Genomic DNA, 16,939 nt, shown 5'->3' on the forward strand with positions numbered 1-16,939 from the left:
CTTAAAGTTGGCAGTCAAAGCGTTTGGCAACATCAACCGCACTACGTACACCATCTTCATGAAAGCCGTTGTACCAGTATGCACCAGCAAAATGGGTGTTGTTTTGACCACAAATTGTTGAGCGCTGCTGTTGAGCTTGCATTGATTCAAGACTAAATATCGGATGATGGTAAACAAAACTGCGCAAGATTTTCTCTGGTGCAATCGCTTCACTTTGATTTAGCGTAACACAAAACGTGGTATCACTTTCAAGTCCTTGTAATATATTCATATTATAGGTAACACTTGCCGGCTTTGTGCGATCGTTGACTAATTGATAGTTCCAACTTGCCCAGGCACTACGGCGCTTGGGCAGCAACTGTGTATCAGTATGCAGAACCACTTCATTAGCGCTATACGGCATCGCTGACAGTATCGCTTGCTCTTGTTCGCTTTTATCGCTCAGTAATGCCAGTGCTTGATCTGAATGACAAGCCAGCACCACTTCATCAAATTCTTCAACTTGTATTTCATCGCCTTGTTGCAAGTGGATCTGAACTTTGCCTTGTTGTCGCTCAATGTTGACAATATTAGTGTTGAGTTTAATGCTATCTTTAAACGGCTCGATTAACGGCTTGATATAACTACGTGATCCTCTGGGAATAACATACCATTGCGGACGATCAGTAATGTTAAGCAGACCGTGGTTGTGAAAAAACTGAACGAAAAACTTAAATTGGAACTGACTCATTTGATCAATTGAGCTCGACCAAATTGCTGCGCCCATCGGTAAAATATAGTGTTGGGCAAAAAAGTCGCTAAACTGATGTTGGTTTAAAAACTCACCTAATGTTAGGTTTTCATCGTATTGCCCGTGCTCGAAGGCCGCTTTACAGGCTTTGTTAAAACGGATGATTTGTTTGATCAAATGCCAAAATTTCGGGCGAAAAATATTTCTGCGTTGGGCAAATAGCGTGTTGAGGTTATGGCCGTTATATTCTAACCCTGTTTGGGTGTTGTGCACCGAGAAGCTCATTTCAGTGGCTTGTTTGTCCATGCCGAGTTTGGCAAGTAGCTTCAAAAAGTTCGGATAGGTTTTGTCATTGAAAACGATAAAACCGGTATCTATGGCGTAATCTTGACCTTGGTAATTGATATCGACTGTCGCTGTGTGTCCGCCGATGTAATCGTTCTGCTCAAACACAGTAACTTTGTGCTTTTGCGAAAGTAGGTATGCACTGGTTAAACCGGAAATACCCGAGCCAATGATGGCGATATTTTTCATTTAGATAGCCTCGATGCTGCAATTGCCTGCCACCAAGCGGTTGGCAATAACGAAAAAAGATGAAGAAAACAGGTTAAGCGCTTCGGAAAGTGCAAGTAGCTTTTGTGCTTAGCAACGCCTTGATAAATTCTGTGCGCGGCTTGTTCGCTACTGATCAAAAACGGCATATCAAAATCGTTTTTATCAGTCAGTGGTGTTTTGATAAAGCCGGGGTGTACAAGCGTTACATCAATGTGATGTTTTGCCAAATCTACCGCTAATGAACGGGCCAAATAGTCAACGCCCGCTTTTGATGCGCCGTAAGCTTGTGCCTTGGGAAATGGCACTAAGCTCGCACTTGAGCTGACGAACACAACTTGTCGATTCTCTTTGTTGTTTATTGAAGCGTTAGTTTTAGCTGTAGTGAGTATCGGTAGAAACCTCGAAAGCATAGTCGCCATACTCTTGAGATTAACATCGATAATATGGTCAAAGAGTTGGTCATCAAAGTGGACAGGATCGTCTATGTAACGACAATCCCCAGCATTTAAAATTAGAATATCAAGGTCTTCTACTTGTTTGGCGGCCGCAGTGACTTGCGCTTTGTCGGTAATGTCAAAAACTAGTGGTGTTATATTGTGGTGCTCAATAACGAGCTGGTTCAACGCTTGTTCATTTCTACCGCACGCATAAACAAGGTGGCCATTAGCGGCATAATGCTTAGCTAGTGATAAACCAATACCTGAAGTTGCACCCGTGATCAAAACCCGTTTCATGATTGCGCTCGATTTTTAATGTACTTTATCATTCGGCCAACGAGTGGAATATACTCATAAACCATCGCGCCCATATCGACATAGTCTCGGTGGTAGATAACTTTGTCGCCCTCGGCAATGAGCTTAGTATGCCCCTCTACGGTTATCGGTTGAGCTTTATTGAGCTGCTTGTGAATGTATGTCATACGCCAATAGAGCGCCGCTTTGTTGTCTTGATGCATGACTTCTGTTATCTCAAATTGGCAACTGATTAGATTGGTATATAAACTATCGAAATAAGCGCGTAAGTCCTTTAGCCCAACAACTAAGTGCATTGGATCTTTGAAGGTAACTTGGTCATGATAAACAGAATCGAGTAATGCTAAATTATCTGTGCCTAGCTGCTGATAAACTTCAATAAAGTGTGATAACCAAAGCGGTTGTACAGCACCTTGTGATGTTTGCAATGGGGTAGTGTCTATCGATGTAAGCTCGTTGGTATTTGCCATAGTTTACCGCGTGTACTGTTTATAAAAAGCGAGAGCTTGTTCTCGCGCTTGTTTGTGCTCAACAATCGCTGGCCAATAAGTTGTCAGTTTCTGCTCGGCGATATAAGCATGTGGAAAATGTATTTTTTTATCTGGAATATCAGATAATTCTGGTAAGTAATTACGGATAAACGCACCTTGTGGATCAAACTTTTCACTCTGGCTTATCGGGTTAAAGATGCGAAAATACGGTTGGGCATCACACCCCGTGCCTGCAGACCACTGCCAACCACCATTGTTGGCAGCAAAGTCACCATCGATTAATTTTTCCATAAAATATTGTTCGCCAATACGCCAATCCACCAGTAGGTGCTTAGTTAAAAAGCTAGCAACAATCATCCGCAAGCGGTTGTGCATCCAACCGGTTTGATTCAGCTGGCGCATGGCGGCGTCAACGATTGGATAACCGGTTTTGCCTTCTTGCCATGCTTTAATATGGTCAGGATCATTGCGCCACGGTAGCTCATCGTATTTGTCGTTAAAGTTTTTGTGTTTAATCAGCTCGGGAAAATCCATCAATAAATGGCGATAAAACTCACGCCAAATTAACTCATTTAACCAACTAAAGACATTAGGCGGTTGCTGATGGAGTAGATCAGGATAGGTATTTAATAACAGGGCTAATAAGTAACGACTGCTGATCGCGCCAATGTTAAGGTAAGCCGATAATCCAGAAGTGCCTTTTATACTTGGGATGTCGCGATTGTCGTGATAAGCGCTAACTTTTGTTTGTAAGAATTCAGGTATCACCCGGCTTTCTACATCAGGTGCTAGTGGCCACTTACTTGCGTCACCACGACTAATTTTTGGAAGCAAAGGTTCAAGCGCGTGATAATCTACCGGCGTAATCACACGTTTTGGGATATATTGAAAGCCGTTATTTAGCAGATAATTAAGCCAGGCTTTTTTAAAAGGCGTGAAAACTTTAAACATCGCGCCAGCGTTGTTTCTGACCAAGCCTTTTGGCACGATAACATCGCTTTCAAATGCGGTAATCGTGATATCAAGCGCTGCAAGTTTTTGATCGCGCTGACGCTCTCTTAATTCGAGCTCTTGATTAACAATGACTTGATTACTGCCTAATGACTCAAGTGTTTTACTTATCACGTCAATTTGGGCATTAAAATCCGGTGCGTTAACAACTTGCAATTCAATATCTAATGTTGCTAATTGCGCTTTTAGGAGTGCGACATGACGCAAGATCAAGTCGACTTTGATTGGCGCCATATGATGTTTATGCCACTGCTGTGGCGTGGCAATAAAGATAGCGTGTTTAACGCCATGCGCTAGTGCGTATTCGAGGGCAGGGTTGTCGTGAATCCGAAGATCGTTTCTAAACCACAGTAACAAAATTCTTCCTTAATAAATGTTAAAAGCCTACCTTTAGGTAAGCTTTTATAATCACTAGTAGCCGTATCTCAGTTTTAGTTGTTCCGGGTAGGGCGACAAATAAAACTGCTTCGACAGATAGGGTTTCGGGAACGACAACAAATAATGCTTAATTAATGTTAATGGCACCATTAGTGGCATCAAGCCTTTGCGATAGGCCTCAATTTGCTGGCACAATTCTTCGCGTTGAACTTTGGATAAGTGATGCGAAAAATACCCTTGAATGTGCTGCAAGGTATTGGCATGGCCCTTGCGAGTCGCCTTTATTTTCAACGCTTCCATCAATCCGGTGATGTAAGTATCGGCTAGCTCTTCTAATGATAGCTCATTGCCTGCCAACAATCGCCCTAGTGATTTGTAAGCTTGCTGTGAATGGCTCATTACGGTGTACTTAAACGTTGAGTGGAACTCAATCAATTTGTGTTTAGTTAAGCCGCTAGCGACTAAATCTTGCCATTTGCGATAAGCAAACACACGGGCAACAAAGTTCTCGCGAATAATCGGATCATTTAACCGACCATTCTCTTCACAAGGCAGTAGTGGATTGGCTTTCATAATTTCGCGGGCAAACACACCAACACCATCTGAAGTCGCGCCTTTGCCGTCTTCGCGATAGACTTTGACGCGTTCCATGCCACAACTTGGGCTCTTGGCAGTAAAGATAAAACCACTAAATTGCTTGGCCACTTTTGCAACGCGCTTACCGTATTCCTCTAACGCATCGGTAATATCACCACTGCCATCAGGGCGGGCAACTGTGATGATATCGTCTTTTCTGATTTGACGAATCGTTGGTCTAGGTACAGGTAAACCTACGGCAACTTCAGGGCAAAAGCTTCTGTATTGCACGTGCTGACCAAGCTCTTTGACGCAAAAGTGTGACGTTTTTGCGCTTGCATCATATCTCACTTCATGGCCTGTTAAACAGGCGCTGATACCAATGTTAATAGGTTTAGCCATGATAAATTCCTCTACAGTACTTAATACAGAAATTGAGCAATTGGGTTAAGTAACTTATTAATACCTTGGGTAAAGTGTTGGGCATCGTCTGACACAGTAAAGCATAAACAGCCCTCTTCCGACACGGGTTGGTGAGTGTGCTCGCCATCTAGCATAATAAAATCACCTGCGACATATTCACCCATATCATCTTTAAAACTACCCGATAACAACAACGTCAATTCATAGCCTTTGTGGGTATGCTCTGGTACGCTGCCACCGGGCTCTATATTGAGTAGGCTAGAGCGCACTTTACCTTCATCAAGGGCTAACCGAGCGCGCGATAACTTGCCGATATTCGACCAGTTCGTGGTCGGGATGTTACTGATGGCTCTAGGCAATACAATATTCTTGCCTTTGATTGATATCGTTTTTTGTTCTGGTGTTTTTGTCTGTTCGATGTCGTCACTTGCCGTAATCGCACTGATCATAGCGTCGAGATCTAGCTCGATAGCTTCGTTTTCGAGCTTACTATCGGTAGGTTTACCAGAAGCCACCTCAAATGAGATTTCAGCGCGTTCATCAGTGATTGTCGCGACTTTTTCTGCGCAAACAGGACACATCTCCACATGCATAGCGATAGCAGCCGATAGTGAAACCGGTAACTCAGCCTCAACATATGACGCTAATAATTCTTGGCTAGGGTGGTGTTTAATCATGTTCTGCTCCCATGTGTTGCTTGAGCTTCGCCAGTGCTAGTCTTAATCTTGATTTAATCGTGCCAAGTGGAATATTGAGTTGCTTCGACAACTGCTCTTGCGATAGCTCCATAAAGTAAACGCCACGGATCACTTGTTGTTGGGCTTCAGGTAGTTTGTCGATGTGCGCCATTAAGTGTTGATTTTCAAGATGGTCGTCATAATCTACTTCGGTTTGTTGATCACCTTCAATTAATGGCCAAATGTCATCGCTTAACGTGTCTTCCTTCTTTGCCTTAATTTTGCGTAATAAATCGAAACTGGCGTTGCGCATGATTGAGTAAATCCATGTGGTTGGCGCCCCTTTTTCTGGGTGGAACAAATGGGCCTTTCGCCAAACGTTAGTCATGGTTTCTTGCAAAATTTCGCCAGCTAGTTGCGGGTTGTTGAATTTTTGCGAGCAGATGTTAGTGATTTTAGGCGCAAAAAATCTAAACAATTGGGTAAAAGCTTGTTTATCTCGGTGCTGAGCGACTTGTTCTAGCCAAGTTGTTAATTGCGCTAAGTCTGTTTTTTCGTTCATCTTTATAGGTTTACTCTGGCTTTTGCCTTTTGACAAGGGCTTTGTCATAACTTTTGCCGAAAAACCTTGTTGTTTTTGAGATGAATGCTCCACTATTTGCATGCCAGTCTCCATTTTTAGGTGTTACTAGTCAGTACGGTACTGGTGCTGCAAACAGATCAAAAAAAATTGAAAAAAGTTTAGCTTTTTGCGCTTGCTAATATGGAGGTGATAAGCGATTCAGCACGGTTAATTTTCGAAGGTTCGATTAGCGTGTTTTTTTGATCGAATTTGATTGGCAATAATTCAAGCCAACGTGCGCACAACCAAGATAAATCGAGAACGATCTCTGGATAAAGTTTTTCCAAAGGCGGATTGTGTTTGATTAAGTGAGCTAAGTTAATCGCGAGTTCATGGTCTTCGTCAACGGGTGTGAATGACCAAAAAGGTTTTTCACTGACGTTGCCGATTAGCAGTAGATCTTCATTTTGAAAAGCATCGTTAATCTTAACAAGCTGTTTGCATTTTACCGTAATTAGCAACATGCCGTTGTCGTCTTGATCGAAATCGATGATCTCAACCCAACTCGCCCAATCAGCATATTGTTCAAGCGCTTGGTTTTGATATTTAATTGCAAAACCTTGTGTTTTATTACAGTTTTTAACCATGTTGAGATAACGCTGCTCGAATATTCGCAGCTGGGTTACCCCTTCAGGTAATAGAAAAATCGGTAATGGAAAAATTGGTAAATTCATAACAGCTAAACTCAAGTAATCTTGATAGCTATACGCGTCAGAGGAATTTTTTGGTTCACATAAAAAAAGCCTCATTGTAAAAGAGGCTTTCTAAATGATAGCGAGTGCAATTATTTTCTGGCTTGAATAATGTCTTGAACCAAGGCCAATCCTGATTTCTCACATAGAGGCAGCGATACTGTCGCTTTAGCATCTGATACGGGTTTTTCAGCGAAGTACAACATATGCGCACTCCAAGTTAAGCCGCCGCCAAATGCTGGCATTAATACGTTATCACCGGCTTCAATTCGGCCTTCTTCAATCGCTTCAACTAGCGCAACAAGCGCCGTTGCCGCTGACATATTGCCGTATTTTTCGATGTTGATGAATACTTTTTCTTTCGGGGTTTTTAGCTTTTTCGCCAGAGAATCAATAATTCTTAAATTGGCTTGATGCGGTACAACAAGATCAATATCAGCATCGCTCATTGATAACTTTTCAAGGGTTTTATCACAAGCTTGTGCCATACCAGCAACCGCTTTTTTAAATATATCTTGGCCTAAAAAGTTCCACCATGTATGGCCGACAATGTGATCTTTATTGGCATACTTTACACCTAGACCTCGTACCGCAAGAATGTCACGAGATTCACCAAAACAGCCTAGAGACTCTCCTAAAACGCCTGATTTTTCTTCGCTAGCTTCTAGGTAAAGTGCCGCAGCGCCATCACCGAATAACACAGCAACATCGCGATTTGACCAGTCCATTACCTTTGATATGACTTCAGCGCCAATGATTAACGCTGAGTTAATTGCGCCAGATTTGATCATACCCGTTGCCACACTTAAGCTATACATACCACTGGTACAAGCGGTATTAACATCCATACAAGCAGCATTATCAGCACCTAGTAAGCGTTGCACATTAGATGCTGAATTTGGACATTGCTCATCAAATGTTGTCGAGCCAAAGACTATCATGTCTACGTCTAGCGCTGTTTTTCCAGCAACGGCCAATGCTTGGGCGCATGCGATATGAGCAAGTTCACTAACATCAACGTGCGAAATACGACGCTCCTTCATCCCTGTGCGGGTGGTGATCCATTCGTCATTGGTGTCTAAAAAAGTGGCGAGATCGTCGTTCGACAAAATAGCTGGCGGCATACATTTGCCCCAGCCCTTAATTGCTGCATATGTCATTTATTACCTACTGCTTTCAACGTGCTGAAACAGTTTGTTAACAAGCACGTGTATTACATAAATTTAGCTATGCGTAGGATAGTTTTCTTTGGTCAAAAAGTCTATGAAAAAGCGCGATTGAACTAACTTATGCCAAGTTGCTTTTCTTGGTATCTAATGGCTAACATTTTGAGAATATCTCGCCAAGTAATGATACCTAAAGCTTTGTGGTCGGCATTGACGATGGGTAAAGCGGAAATATGGTTATCGTGAAATAACACCGCCATTTCACCTAGGGAAGTGTTGGGTAGGCATGACACTGGATTGCGAGTCATGACTAAGTGGATTTTTTTGGCGAGAATACGCTCATCTTCTCGGGTTTGTTTGGCACTGCCAATCGTAGGGCCTAACTGCTTATACAAATCTCGATCGGTAAGAATACCAACAAGTTTTTCTTCCTCGTCGAGCACAATGAGGTGATGGATGTTATGACGGTCAAACAAAGTTTTTGCATCGCGCAAGGTACTGTCTAAGGTCAGATAAACGAGTTTAGTTGAAATGTATTTCGTTAAATTCATGATGCTCTTCACTCAGCAGGCTAATTAACATTAAGACTCGATATCGGCAATTGATATAGCTGCCGAGCATTTTCAAAACTTAGTTGGTACCATAGTGTTTTATCATTGGTTAACGTGTCGTGCAAGGCTTGCCAGTACGATTGATAAGACATTACTAGTGTGGTTAACGGAAAGTTACTGGCGAGCATTACCCGCTTAGTTGAAAATATTTTCACGCACTTGTTGATAATCTCGGTGAGTAAATTGGCATCTATTTTACGGTTTTTAGGATCTGCCATTTCTAAACCAGAGCACTTGATATAGACATTTTCAAAGGCTGATAATTGCTTGAGATTGTGGTACCAAATACGTTGACCGGTTTTATTTATCGGGTAAAAACCGCAATGATTGATCACTAGCTTAAATGTTGGCGCAAGTGTTAATACGTTGAGCAGTGCTTGCGTTAATAACGGATTGTCTAGCGCAAACTGCACTTCAAAAAGGATATTTTGCTCGGCTAAGGCTAATAGATTTTGTTGAATATGCGGTAGGGATAAAAAGTCATCACAAACATCTTCGAGAATATACCGAACTCCTTGGAAACAATCGTATGAAGTCAATTGAGTTAGTGTTGCATTAAAGCTGGCTCTCTCTTGGCTAATATCGATATAAGCAATTGCTTTGAAGGGTAAAGTACAGTGTTTCGTTAAGAAGTCTAGCTCTCGCCAAGGCTGTTCGTTATCAAACCCCGCTTCAATGTGGACAAAACCAGCTAACGCAAACTCACCCGTTAGCGCAAGATCTTGCTGACCAAAGGATCTCGCTATTTGGGCTTTATCAGGCCAATGAGGTGGATTTTCAGGCGCTAGCCAATGATATTGGCCAAGCGTGATGTCGAACAAATGAATGTGGGGATCGATGATTTTTATCATTGTGCCGTATAGCCGCCATCGATAACTTGTAAGCTACCGGTAATAAAGCGCGCTTTATCTGAGCTGAGAAAATAAACCAGCTCTGCAACTTCTTCTGGTTGACCTAGTCGCCCAAGTGGTTGAAGAGCGGCTTCTTCTTGATGAACGTCACTTTTATCAGCACCAGATGTTTTACAATAATTGTCGATCGCCTTGTGGTACAGTGGCGTTTCAATGGTTCCTGGGCAAACGGCATTGGCGCGAATATTAAACTGAGCGTAATCAAGAGCTGTTGTTTTTGCCATACTGGCAAGCGCGCTCTTACTTAAATTGTAGGCAAAGGAATTGCGCTTCCCAACAAGTGCTTGATCGGATGACATCAAAATAATCGCGCCGTTGTTTGCTTGTTTCATACTCGGTAATACAGCTTTAATGGCAGCGTAGGCACCTTTGACATTGATATTAAATACCTTATCTAAATCGGCTTCGGAAGTATTTTCAATATTGGCTGAGAAGTGAATGCCGGCGTTTGATACCAAAACATCAATTGCGTATGAGGCGGCAATTGTTTTTATCACCGTATCAACTTCGTTGACATTGGTGATATTACAAGCGCAAAATTCACCGATATCACTTGGCGTAATATCAAGGTTAAACACGCGATAATTTTTGGCGAGAAATTTTTCGACAATACTTCGGCCAATACCTGAGCTACCACCGGTTACAATACATACTTTTTGAGTCATAAGCTGCGCTTTTACTGAATTTTTCAAAAAAGTAGCAATATGTGCCGGCTAATTCAAGTAATTCCATTAGTATAAAGCTTTGATTGTTCGTTATAATAACGCCATAAAGAAACAGGAGCTTATATGAAAGTTTGTGGCGTAGAAATTAAAGGTAATGATGCAATTATCTGCATAATGTCGCTAAATATGGGGTTGTACGATATCCCGAAAGTACGTGTCCCCAAGTTAACTGTTGGTGATGCAAGCGATGCAGAAGAAATGCGAAAATTCCAATTTGCCTTTGCCAAGTTACTTGAAGATTATCAAGTAGACAAAGTGGTTATTAAAGGTCGCTCATTAAAAGGTAAATTTGCCGGAGGGGCGATTGGTTTTAAAATTGAAGCAGCGATCCAATTAATCGCGGATTTAGATGTCGATATTGTCGCTTCAGCACATATCAAGAAAACCCTTGAACGCTCGCAAGTCGCGATCGACTTTCGCGATACTGGCTTAAAAAATTACCAACAAACGGCATTTGAAACAGTATTTGCTCATTTTGAAGCGAAAAATCACTAAAACGCTCTTTCAGAGTAAAAAGCAAAACGCACTATCAGTGCGTTTTTTTATGCAAAATTTTTGAGCTTCAACCATAGTTAAACCGTAAATCAACATGAAAGTTGCTCGTAATAATTTCAAAAGCGCTTTCAAAGCCAATCTTTTCTTGCTTATAATGTTGAAAAAAAAGTGGTAAGACCTCTTAAAAGAAATAAGGAAACAAGATGCCAGAATATAAAGCGCCCCTTAGAGATACAAAATTTGTCATGCAAGAATTACTCAACTGTAATGAGCATTACGCCCGCTTAGGTTATGAAGACGCGACTGAAGATATGGTCGATGCGATTTTATCGGAAGCCGGTAAATTTACTGAGCAAGTATTAGCGCCAATCAACCAAATTGGTGATGAGCAAGGCTGTACGTGGAATGATGGCGAAGTTACCACTCCTGACGGTTTTAAAGAAGCGTATCAACAATATGTTGAAGGTGGTTGGCCGACGCTTTCGCAAAGCGTTGAGTTTGGTGGCCAAGGCTTGCCACACTCATTAAACACCCACATTGGTGAAATGATATCAGCAGCTAACCATTCTTTTGCTATGTATCCTGGTTTAAGCCATGGTGCGTTAGCAACATTAGAAGCCCACGGTACGCCGGAGCAACAAACAATGTTTATGCCTAAATTAGTTGAAGGCACATGGACAGGTACTATGTGTTTAACTGAGCCACATTGTGGTACTGATCTAGGTATGCTGCGCACGAAAGCTGAATTAAACGATGACGGCACTTACTCGTTATCCGGCACTAAAATTTTCATCTCTGCTGGTGAACACGATTTGTCTGAAAATATCGTTCATATTGTGATCGCTCGTATTCCAGGCTCACCTGCAGGTACTAAAGGTATTTCACTTTTTGCTGTACCTAAATTCAATGTGACACCTGACGGGGAAAAAGCTGATCGCAACGGGGTTAACTGTGGCTCTATTGAGCACAAAATGGGTATCAATGCCAATGCCACTTGTGTGATCAACTTTGACAATGCCAAAGGCTATTTAATTGGTGAGGTAAACCGCGGGTTACACTGTATGTTTACCTTTATGAACGCAGCGCGTTTAGGCGTTGCTAATGAAGGTGTGGCAGCCGCAGATGCATCATATCAAGGTGCTTTAGCCTACGCCAAAGAGCGTCTGCAAATGCGTTCATTATCGGGCCCTAAAAACCCTGACGGTCCTGCTGATCCGATTATCGTTCACCCTGATGTTCGTCGCATGCTATTAACGCAAAAATCAATTGCTGAAGGTGGTCGCGCGTTCATTGGTTACTTAGCACAATTGGTTGACGAAGTAGAGCATGGTACCGATGAGAAACTCAAAGCTGTTGCTGAGAGTAAACTTGCATTACTCACGCCGATTGCTAAAGCGTTTTTAACCGAAGTAGGCTTTGAGTGTACTTCTCATGGTGTACAAATCTTTGGTGGTCACGGCTTTATCAAAGAGTGGGGCATGGAGCAGTTAATGCGTGATACGCGCATTAGTATGTTGTATGAAGGTACTACGGGTGTTCAGGCGATCGACTTATTAGGCCGAAAAATTCTAGGCTCAAAAGGTGAGCTAATTAAGCCATTTGCTGCTGAAGTCATGGCATTTTGCCAAGAGCACGGCACTGACGACGAGATGGCTGAATTCATAAAGCCAATGATCTCATTCGGTGTTAAGTGGCAAGAAATGACCAAAGAAATTGGTATGAAGGCAATGACCAACCCAGATGAAATTGGTGCAGCATCGGTTGATTACCTAATGTACTCAGGTTATATGACGTTAGCGTACTTCTGGGCAAAAATGGCCAAGGTTGCGATGAATGCACTAGCAACTGGCACCGACGAACAAGCGTTTTACCAAGCGAAAATTAAAACAGCTCAGTTTTACTTCCAACGCATTTTACCACGGGTAAAAGGTCACGCGGCTTGTATCAATAATGGTGGCGAATCGATGATGTCACTCACTGCAGACGACTTCTTGTTTTAATGGCTAGATGTTTTAAAAAAGGCAGCGAAAGCTGCCTTTTTTTATTTACTTGTACTTGCTACGAGGTTGTCACCTTCCGGTAACTCTACTATCGTGAACGTCGTATCGTTCTCGCCGTAAAATAGCACAGAGCAAGCCTGCCAGTGCTCGGGAAGCTGCCAAGCCGACTGCTCATTAACACTGAATATATGACGTTGATTTTGGCATCTAACATCTAGTTTGGTTAGTCGACCATCGATATCCTTTAACATAAACTTGTTACGCAATAAGCGGTGTTTGAGTACATCTTTGTTTGCCAAATTAACCCGTTTACTAATCAACTGATCACTATTGATGAGTGCTTCTAAATGCTCTTGTTGCTTCGCATAAAGTGGGTGGTGCTTTTTATTTATCTCTAAGCTCAAAAGTGAGTTGACTGTCTTAATTGCGTTAGCAATGTCTTGCGTTTCAAGCTCTAACAGTAACTTTTGATGCAACACAGGAAATAGATTGCGCTCAATCGATTGTTTTACTTCCATTTGTTTCTGGGTTAATTCGGTGTCACTGGCAAACTCTCGAAGCCTTGAGAAGCGTAAAGCTCGATCTAAATGATAGAGTTGCTTTTCTGGCTGGTTTTGTTTTTCGGCATATTGAGCCAGTGCTACATTTTGGTAATAACTTTCGATACCTAAAACGATTTCGTAATTTTCCATAGATTGAGCAAGTTTATCGAGCTCAGTACTGGTTGCGCTCTCGTTGTTTAACGCTTCATTGAATCGATTGTGTAAACTGAGGAACTTTCTTGAGACACCAACACCACTATTGTGCATTTTAAAGTCAAGTTGGACGGTGTTTTTACATTGAGTGACCGGTTTGCCATCTTCAATAGCTGGGCTAAATTGCCATTTTTCTACAGCCCGAATTGCTTCTCTTTCAAACTGTGATGAGCCTGAAGAGTCTTCAATGACGATACCTGAAACTTCGCCATCAGTTTCAATTACATAGCTTAAAACAACCCAACCTTCACGACCGGCTCTAGCTTCATTTGTTGGATAGCGGGCTGCCACTCGTTTAATTGGCACAGCGTTTGTGATTGTCGCTAGTTGCTTTGATAAGTTTGCTTGTGACTCGAGCGCACCAGCATTAGAGGATAAAAAAGTGCTGAATGCGAGTAAACAAGCGATAGAAGTCTTTGTGAGGCTAACCATAATAAAATCCATTTTTTTATTTTTATTTCAATAAGTATCAACTCTAACAAAGTTAACTGAGAAGAAAAAGAGTGTTGTTGTAGAGTAAAAAAACGGGGTCAGAGTATTTTTACTCTGACCCCGTTTTAAAAAGTGTCGGTAACACTATTCCGCTAGCGGACGCATGTGCGGGAATAAAATCACGTCTTTGATCGTTGGCGAGTCGGTAAATAACATGACTAAGCGGTCGATACCGATACCTTCACCCGCTGTTGGTGGTAAGCCATATTCAAGTGCGTTGATGTAGTCTTCATCAAAGTGCATCGCTTCATCGTCACCAGCATCTTTTTCTTCAACTTGCTTTTTAAAGCGCTCTGCTTGATCTTCTGCATCGTTTAGCTCAGAGAAGCCATTGGCTAACTCGCGGCCACCAACGAAGAATTCGAAGCGGTCGGTGATGAATGGATTTTCGTCGTTACGACGAGCAAGTGGTGAAACTTCCCACGGGTACTCCGTGATAAAGGTTGGTTGATCAAGTAAGTGCTCGGCAACTTCTTCAAAGATTTCACAAATGTACTTACCAGGGCCCCAAACTTTTGCCGCGTCACCTTCTTTAACGTGAACTTTCTTGGCTAGCGCTTTGATTTGATCAAAGTGGTTTTCAGGATCGCGCAGAGCAACTTCGTCATCTGCTGTAACAACACCGTCTTTGGCGTATTTTAAGATGGCATCAACCATAGATAAGCGCTGGAATGGCTGACCAAAGTCGTAGAATTTCTCTTCAACGACTTCACCGTCAGCGTCTTTGACAGTATTGCGAATGACTGTTGTGCCCATCACGTCTTGCGCTAGAGTACGTAACATATCTTCAGTTAAGTTCATTAAGTCGTTGTAGTCAGCGTACGCTTGGTAGAATTCGATCATGGTGAACTCAGGGTTATGACGCGTTGATAAACCTTCGTTACGGAAGTTACGGTTGATTTCGAAGACTTTTTCGAAACCACCAACGACTAAACGCTTCAAGTATAACTCTGGCGCAATACGCATGAACATTTGCACATCTAATGCGTTGTGGTGGGTAACGAAAGGTTTGGCCGTTGCACCACCAGGAATGGTTTGTAGCATTGGCGTTTCAACTTCCATGAAGTCACGATCGGTTAGGAAACGACGAATACCTTCGACGATTTTCGAACGCACCTTAAAGGTTTCGCGCGTTTCTTCGTTGATAATTAAATCAACGTAACGTTGGCGGTATTTGGTTTCAACATCTGATAAACCGTGGAACTTCTCTGGTAATGGGCGCAGTGACTTAGTAAGTAACTGGTACTCGTTCATGTTGACGTATAAGTCGCCTTTGCCAGATTTGTGCAGAGTACCCGTAACACCAATGATGTCGCCGATGTCTAATACGCCACCTAGATTGGCTTTAATTTCTTTTTGAACGGTTTTGTCTGCATAGGCTTGAATACGACCCGTCATATCTTGGAGGACAAGGAACGGACCGCGTTTAGCCATGATACGACCAGCAATAGAGTAAACGTCTGATTCAGCTTCAAGCGTCTCTTTGTCTTTATCACCGTGTGCAGCTTGTAAATCAGCTGCATAATGTTTTCGATCAAACTTGTTTGGGTGGCCGTTGGCACTGCAGTTTTCTCGAATTTGCGCTAATTTGCCGCGACGTTCGGCAATTAATTTGTTTTCGTCTTGTTTTGCTTGGTCTGTCATTTTCAGTCTCAAACTAGGTTAATTTAAAATGTTTTAAGGTTGGAAGGTTTAAAGGTTTTAACGTTACTGACTTATCAACCTTCCTACTTTTTAACTTGTTACTCTTATAGTCCCGATTTCAGGCTGGCTTCGATAAATTTATCTAGGTCGCCATCTAGTACGGCTTGGGTATTGCGATTCTCAACACCTGTGCGTAAGTCTTTAATTCGGCTGTCGTCTAATACGTAAGAGCGAATTTGACTACCCCAACCGATATCTGATTTACCTTCCTCAAGTGCTTGTTTGTCTTCATTTTGCTTTTGAATTTCCATCTCGTATAACTTAGCTTTCAAAAGCTTCATCGCCGTTGCACGGTTTTTGTGCTGTGAACGGTCTGCCTGACAAGCCACTACGGCGCCCGTTGGAATATGGGTCAATCGAATTGCCGAGTCGGTTTTGTTAACGTGCTGGCCACCAGCACCAGAAGCGCGGAACGTGTCGACGCGTAAATCAGCTGGGTTGATGTCGATTTCAATGTTGTCGTCAATTTCAGGGTAAATAAACGCTGAGGCAAATGAAGTATGGCGACGGCCACTTGAATCAAACGGCGATTTACGCACTAAGCGGTGAACCCCGGTTTCTGTGCGCATCCAACCGTAAGCGTAATCACCTGAGAATTTAATTGTACAGCCTTTGATACCGGCAACATCACCGTCTGAGACTTCCAGTACTTCGGTTTTAAAACCGTGTGACTCACCCCAGCGCAAGTACATCCGCATTAGCATTTCTGCCCAATCTTGTGCTTCTGTACCGCCAGAGCCCGATTGAATGTCTAAGTAACAATCGCTCTGATCTGAGTCGCCAGAGAACATGCGGCGAAATTCTAAGGTGTTTAATTTTTCGTCTAGGCCTTCGACCTCTGCTTGAGCGTCATTGAAGGTTTCTTCGTCTTCTTCTTCAACAGCAAGTTCAACTAAACCTTCAACGTCGTCACAACCGGCCTCTAGTTGATCAACCGTGTGAACAACAGCTTCTAGCGATGCGCGCTCTTTTCCTAGGGCTTGCGCACGTTCAGGTTCGTTCCATATCTCAGGCAGTTCTAATTCGCGGCAAACCTCGACCAGGCGCTCTGATTTAATATCGTAGTCAAAGGTACCCCCTAAGCATCTGGGTGCGCTCACGAATATCTTTTAATTTGTTTAATACAGGGTTTACTTCAAACATTTCCGTTTTGCTTAGAAATCGCCGATAAAA

Annotated in this window: 17 protein-coding genes; 2 read left to right on the forward strand and 15 right to left on the reverse strand. The window is 42.5% G+C overall.

The annotated features are described in order from the left end of the window. Position 1 precedes the first annotated feature (1 nt). The 12 genes from LP316_RS06955 to LP316_RS07010 all read right to left on the reverse strand — a co-directional run bounded on the left by LP316_RS06955 (position 2) and on the right by LP316_RS07010 (position 10,260). Complete coding sequence (locus LP316_RS06955; RefSeq protein WP_193023595.1) at positions 2–1,264, reverse strand: NAD(P)/FAD-dependent oxidoreductase; 1,263 nt, start codon at positions 1,262–1,264, stop codon at positions 2–4. After that, a complete protein-coding gene (locus tag LP316_RS06960) occupies positions 1,261–2,019 on the reverse strand; it encodes an SDR family NAD(P)-dependent oxidoreductase (protein WP_193023596.1) in 759 nt (252 codons plus the stop codon). The genes LP316_RS06955 and LP316_RS06960 overlap by 4 nt, the downstream gene beginning before the upstream one ends. Further along, positions 2,016–2,507, reverse strand: a complete 492-nt coding sequence (locus LP316_RS06965; RefSeq protein WP_193023597.1) for a nuclear transport factor 2 family protein — start codon at positions 2,505–2,507, stop codon at positions 2,016–2,018. The genes LP316_RS06960 and LP316_RS06965 overlap by 4 nt, the downstream gene beginning before the upstream one ends. 3 nt (positions 2,508–2,510) lie before the next feature. Then, positions 2,511–3,899, reverse strand: a complete 1,389-nt coding sequence (gene phrB / locus LP316_RS06970) for a deoxyribodipyrimidine photo-lyase (protein WP_193023835.1) — start codon at positions 3,897–3,899, stop codon at positions 2,511–2,513. A 51-nt stretch (positions 3,900–3,950) separates the two neighbouring features. Then, positions 3,951–4,895 (reverse strand): YbgA family protein, encoded by a 945-nt coding sequence (locus tag LP316_RS06975; protein WP_193023598.1) that lies wholly within the window; start codon positions 4,893–4,895, stop codon positions 3,951–3,953. A gap of 20 nt (positions 4,896–4,915) precedes the next feature. Beyond that, positions 4,916–5,593: a ChrR family anti-sigma-E factor gene (locus tag LP316_RS06980; RefSeq protein WP_193023599.1), complete on the reverse strand. Its 678-nt coding sequence runs from the start codon at positions 5,591–5,593 to the stop codon at positions 4,916–4,918. Then, complete coding sequence (locus LP316_RS06985; protein ID WP_226960824.1) at positions 5,586–6,257, reverse strand: sigma-70 family RNA polymerase sigma factor; 672 nt, start codon at positions 6,255–6,257, stop codon at positions 5,586–5,588. Before LP316_RS06985 ends, LP316_RS06980 begins: the two co-directional genes overlap by 8 nt. 77 nt (positions 6,258–6,334) lie before the next feature. Beyond that, positions 6,335–6,889, reverse strand: a complete 555-nt coding sequence (locus LP316_RS06990; RefSeq protein WP_193023600.1) for an LON peptidase substrate-binding domain-containing protein — start codon at positions 6,887–6,889, stop codon at positions 6,335–6,337. A gap of 110 nt (positions 6,890–6,999) precedes the next feature. Continuing rightward, on the reverse strand, positions 7,000–8,067 hold the full coding sequence (locus LP316_RS06995) for a ketoacyl-ACP synthase III (RefSeq protein WP_193023601.1): 1,068 nt from the start codon (positions 8,065–8,067) through the stop codon (positions 7,000–7,002). Positions 8,068–8,189: 122 nt separating this feature from the next. Then, complete coding sequence (locus LP316_RS07000) at positions 8,190–8,624, reverse strand: HPP family protein (protein WP_193023602.1); 435 nt, start codon at positions 8,622–8,624, stop codon at positions 8,190–8,192. Positions 8,625–8,644: 20 nt separating this feature from the next. Next, complete coding sequence (locus tag LP316_RS07005; protein WP_193023603.1) at positions 8,645–9,535, reverse strand: amidohydrolase family protein; 891 nt, start codon at positions 9,533–9,535, stop codon at positions 8,645–8,647. Beyond that, a complete protein-coding gene (locus LP316_RS07010; protein WP_193023604.1) occupies positions 9,532–10,260 on the reverse strand; it encodes an SDR family NAD(P)-dependent oxidoreductase in 729 nt (242 codons plus the stop codon). Before LP316_RS07010 ends, LP316_RS07005 begins: the two co-directional genes overlap by 4 nt. 123 nt (positions 10,261–10,383) lie before the next feature. On the opposite strand from LP316_RS07010, the gene LP316_RS07015 reads away from it, so the two are divergent. Both LP316_RS07015 and LP316_RS07020 read left to right on the forward strand, forming a co-directional pair. Then, a complete protein-coding gene (locus LP316_RS07015) occupies positions 10,384–10,815 on the forward strand; it encodes a DUF3010 family protein (protein WP_193023605.1) in 432 nt (143 codons plus the stop codon). A gap of 203 nt (positions 10,816–11,018) precedes the next feature. Next, on the forward strand, positions 11,019–12,815 hold the full coding sequence (locus LP316_RS07020) for an acyl-CoA dehydrogenase C-terminal domain-containing protein (protein ID WP_193023606.1): 1,797 nt from the start codon (positions 11,019–11,021) through the stop codon (positions 12,813–12,815). 41 nt (positions 12,816–12,856) lie between these two features. Here LP316_RS07020 and LP316_RS07025 read toward each other — a convergent pair whose 3' ends face one another. The 3 genes from LP316_RS07025 to prfB all read right to left on the reverse strand — a co-directional run bounded on the left by LP316_RS07025 (position 12,857) and on the right by prfB (position 16,909). Further along, positions 12,857–14,002 carry an energy transducer TonB gene (locus LP316_RS07025; protein WP_193023607.1) on the reverse strand — a complete coding sequence of 382 codons (1,146 nt, stop codon included), beginning with the start codon at positions 14,000–14,002 and terminating at the stop codon, positions 12,857–12,859. Positions 14,003–14,146: 144 nt separating this feature from the next. Next, entirely contained in the window at positions 14,147–15,706 is a 1,560-nt protein-coding gene (gene lysS, locus LP316_RS07030; RefSeq protein ID WP_193023608.1) for a lysine--tRNA ligase, read from the reverse strand. A 104-nt stretch (positions 15,707–15,810) separates the two neighbouring features. Further along, a protein-coding gene (gene prfB / locus LP316_RS07035; protein ID WP_193023609.1) for a peptide chain release factor 2 occupies positions 15,811–16,909 on the reverse strand; the annotation gives its coding sequence in 2 pieces (ribosomal slippage) (positions 15,811–16,833 and positions 16,835–16,909; 1,098 coding nt in all). Positions 16,910–16,939: the final 30 nt, after the last annotated feature.

The sequence above is a fragment of the Thalassotalea sp. LPB0316 genome, assembly GCF_014898095.1.
Lineage (GTDB): Bacteria > Pseudomonadota > Gammaproteobacteria > Enterobacterales > Alteromonadaceae > Thalassotalea_G.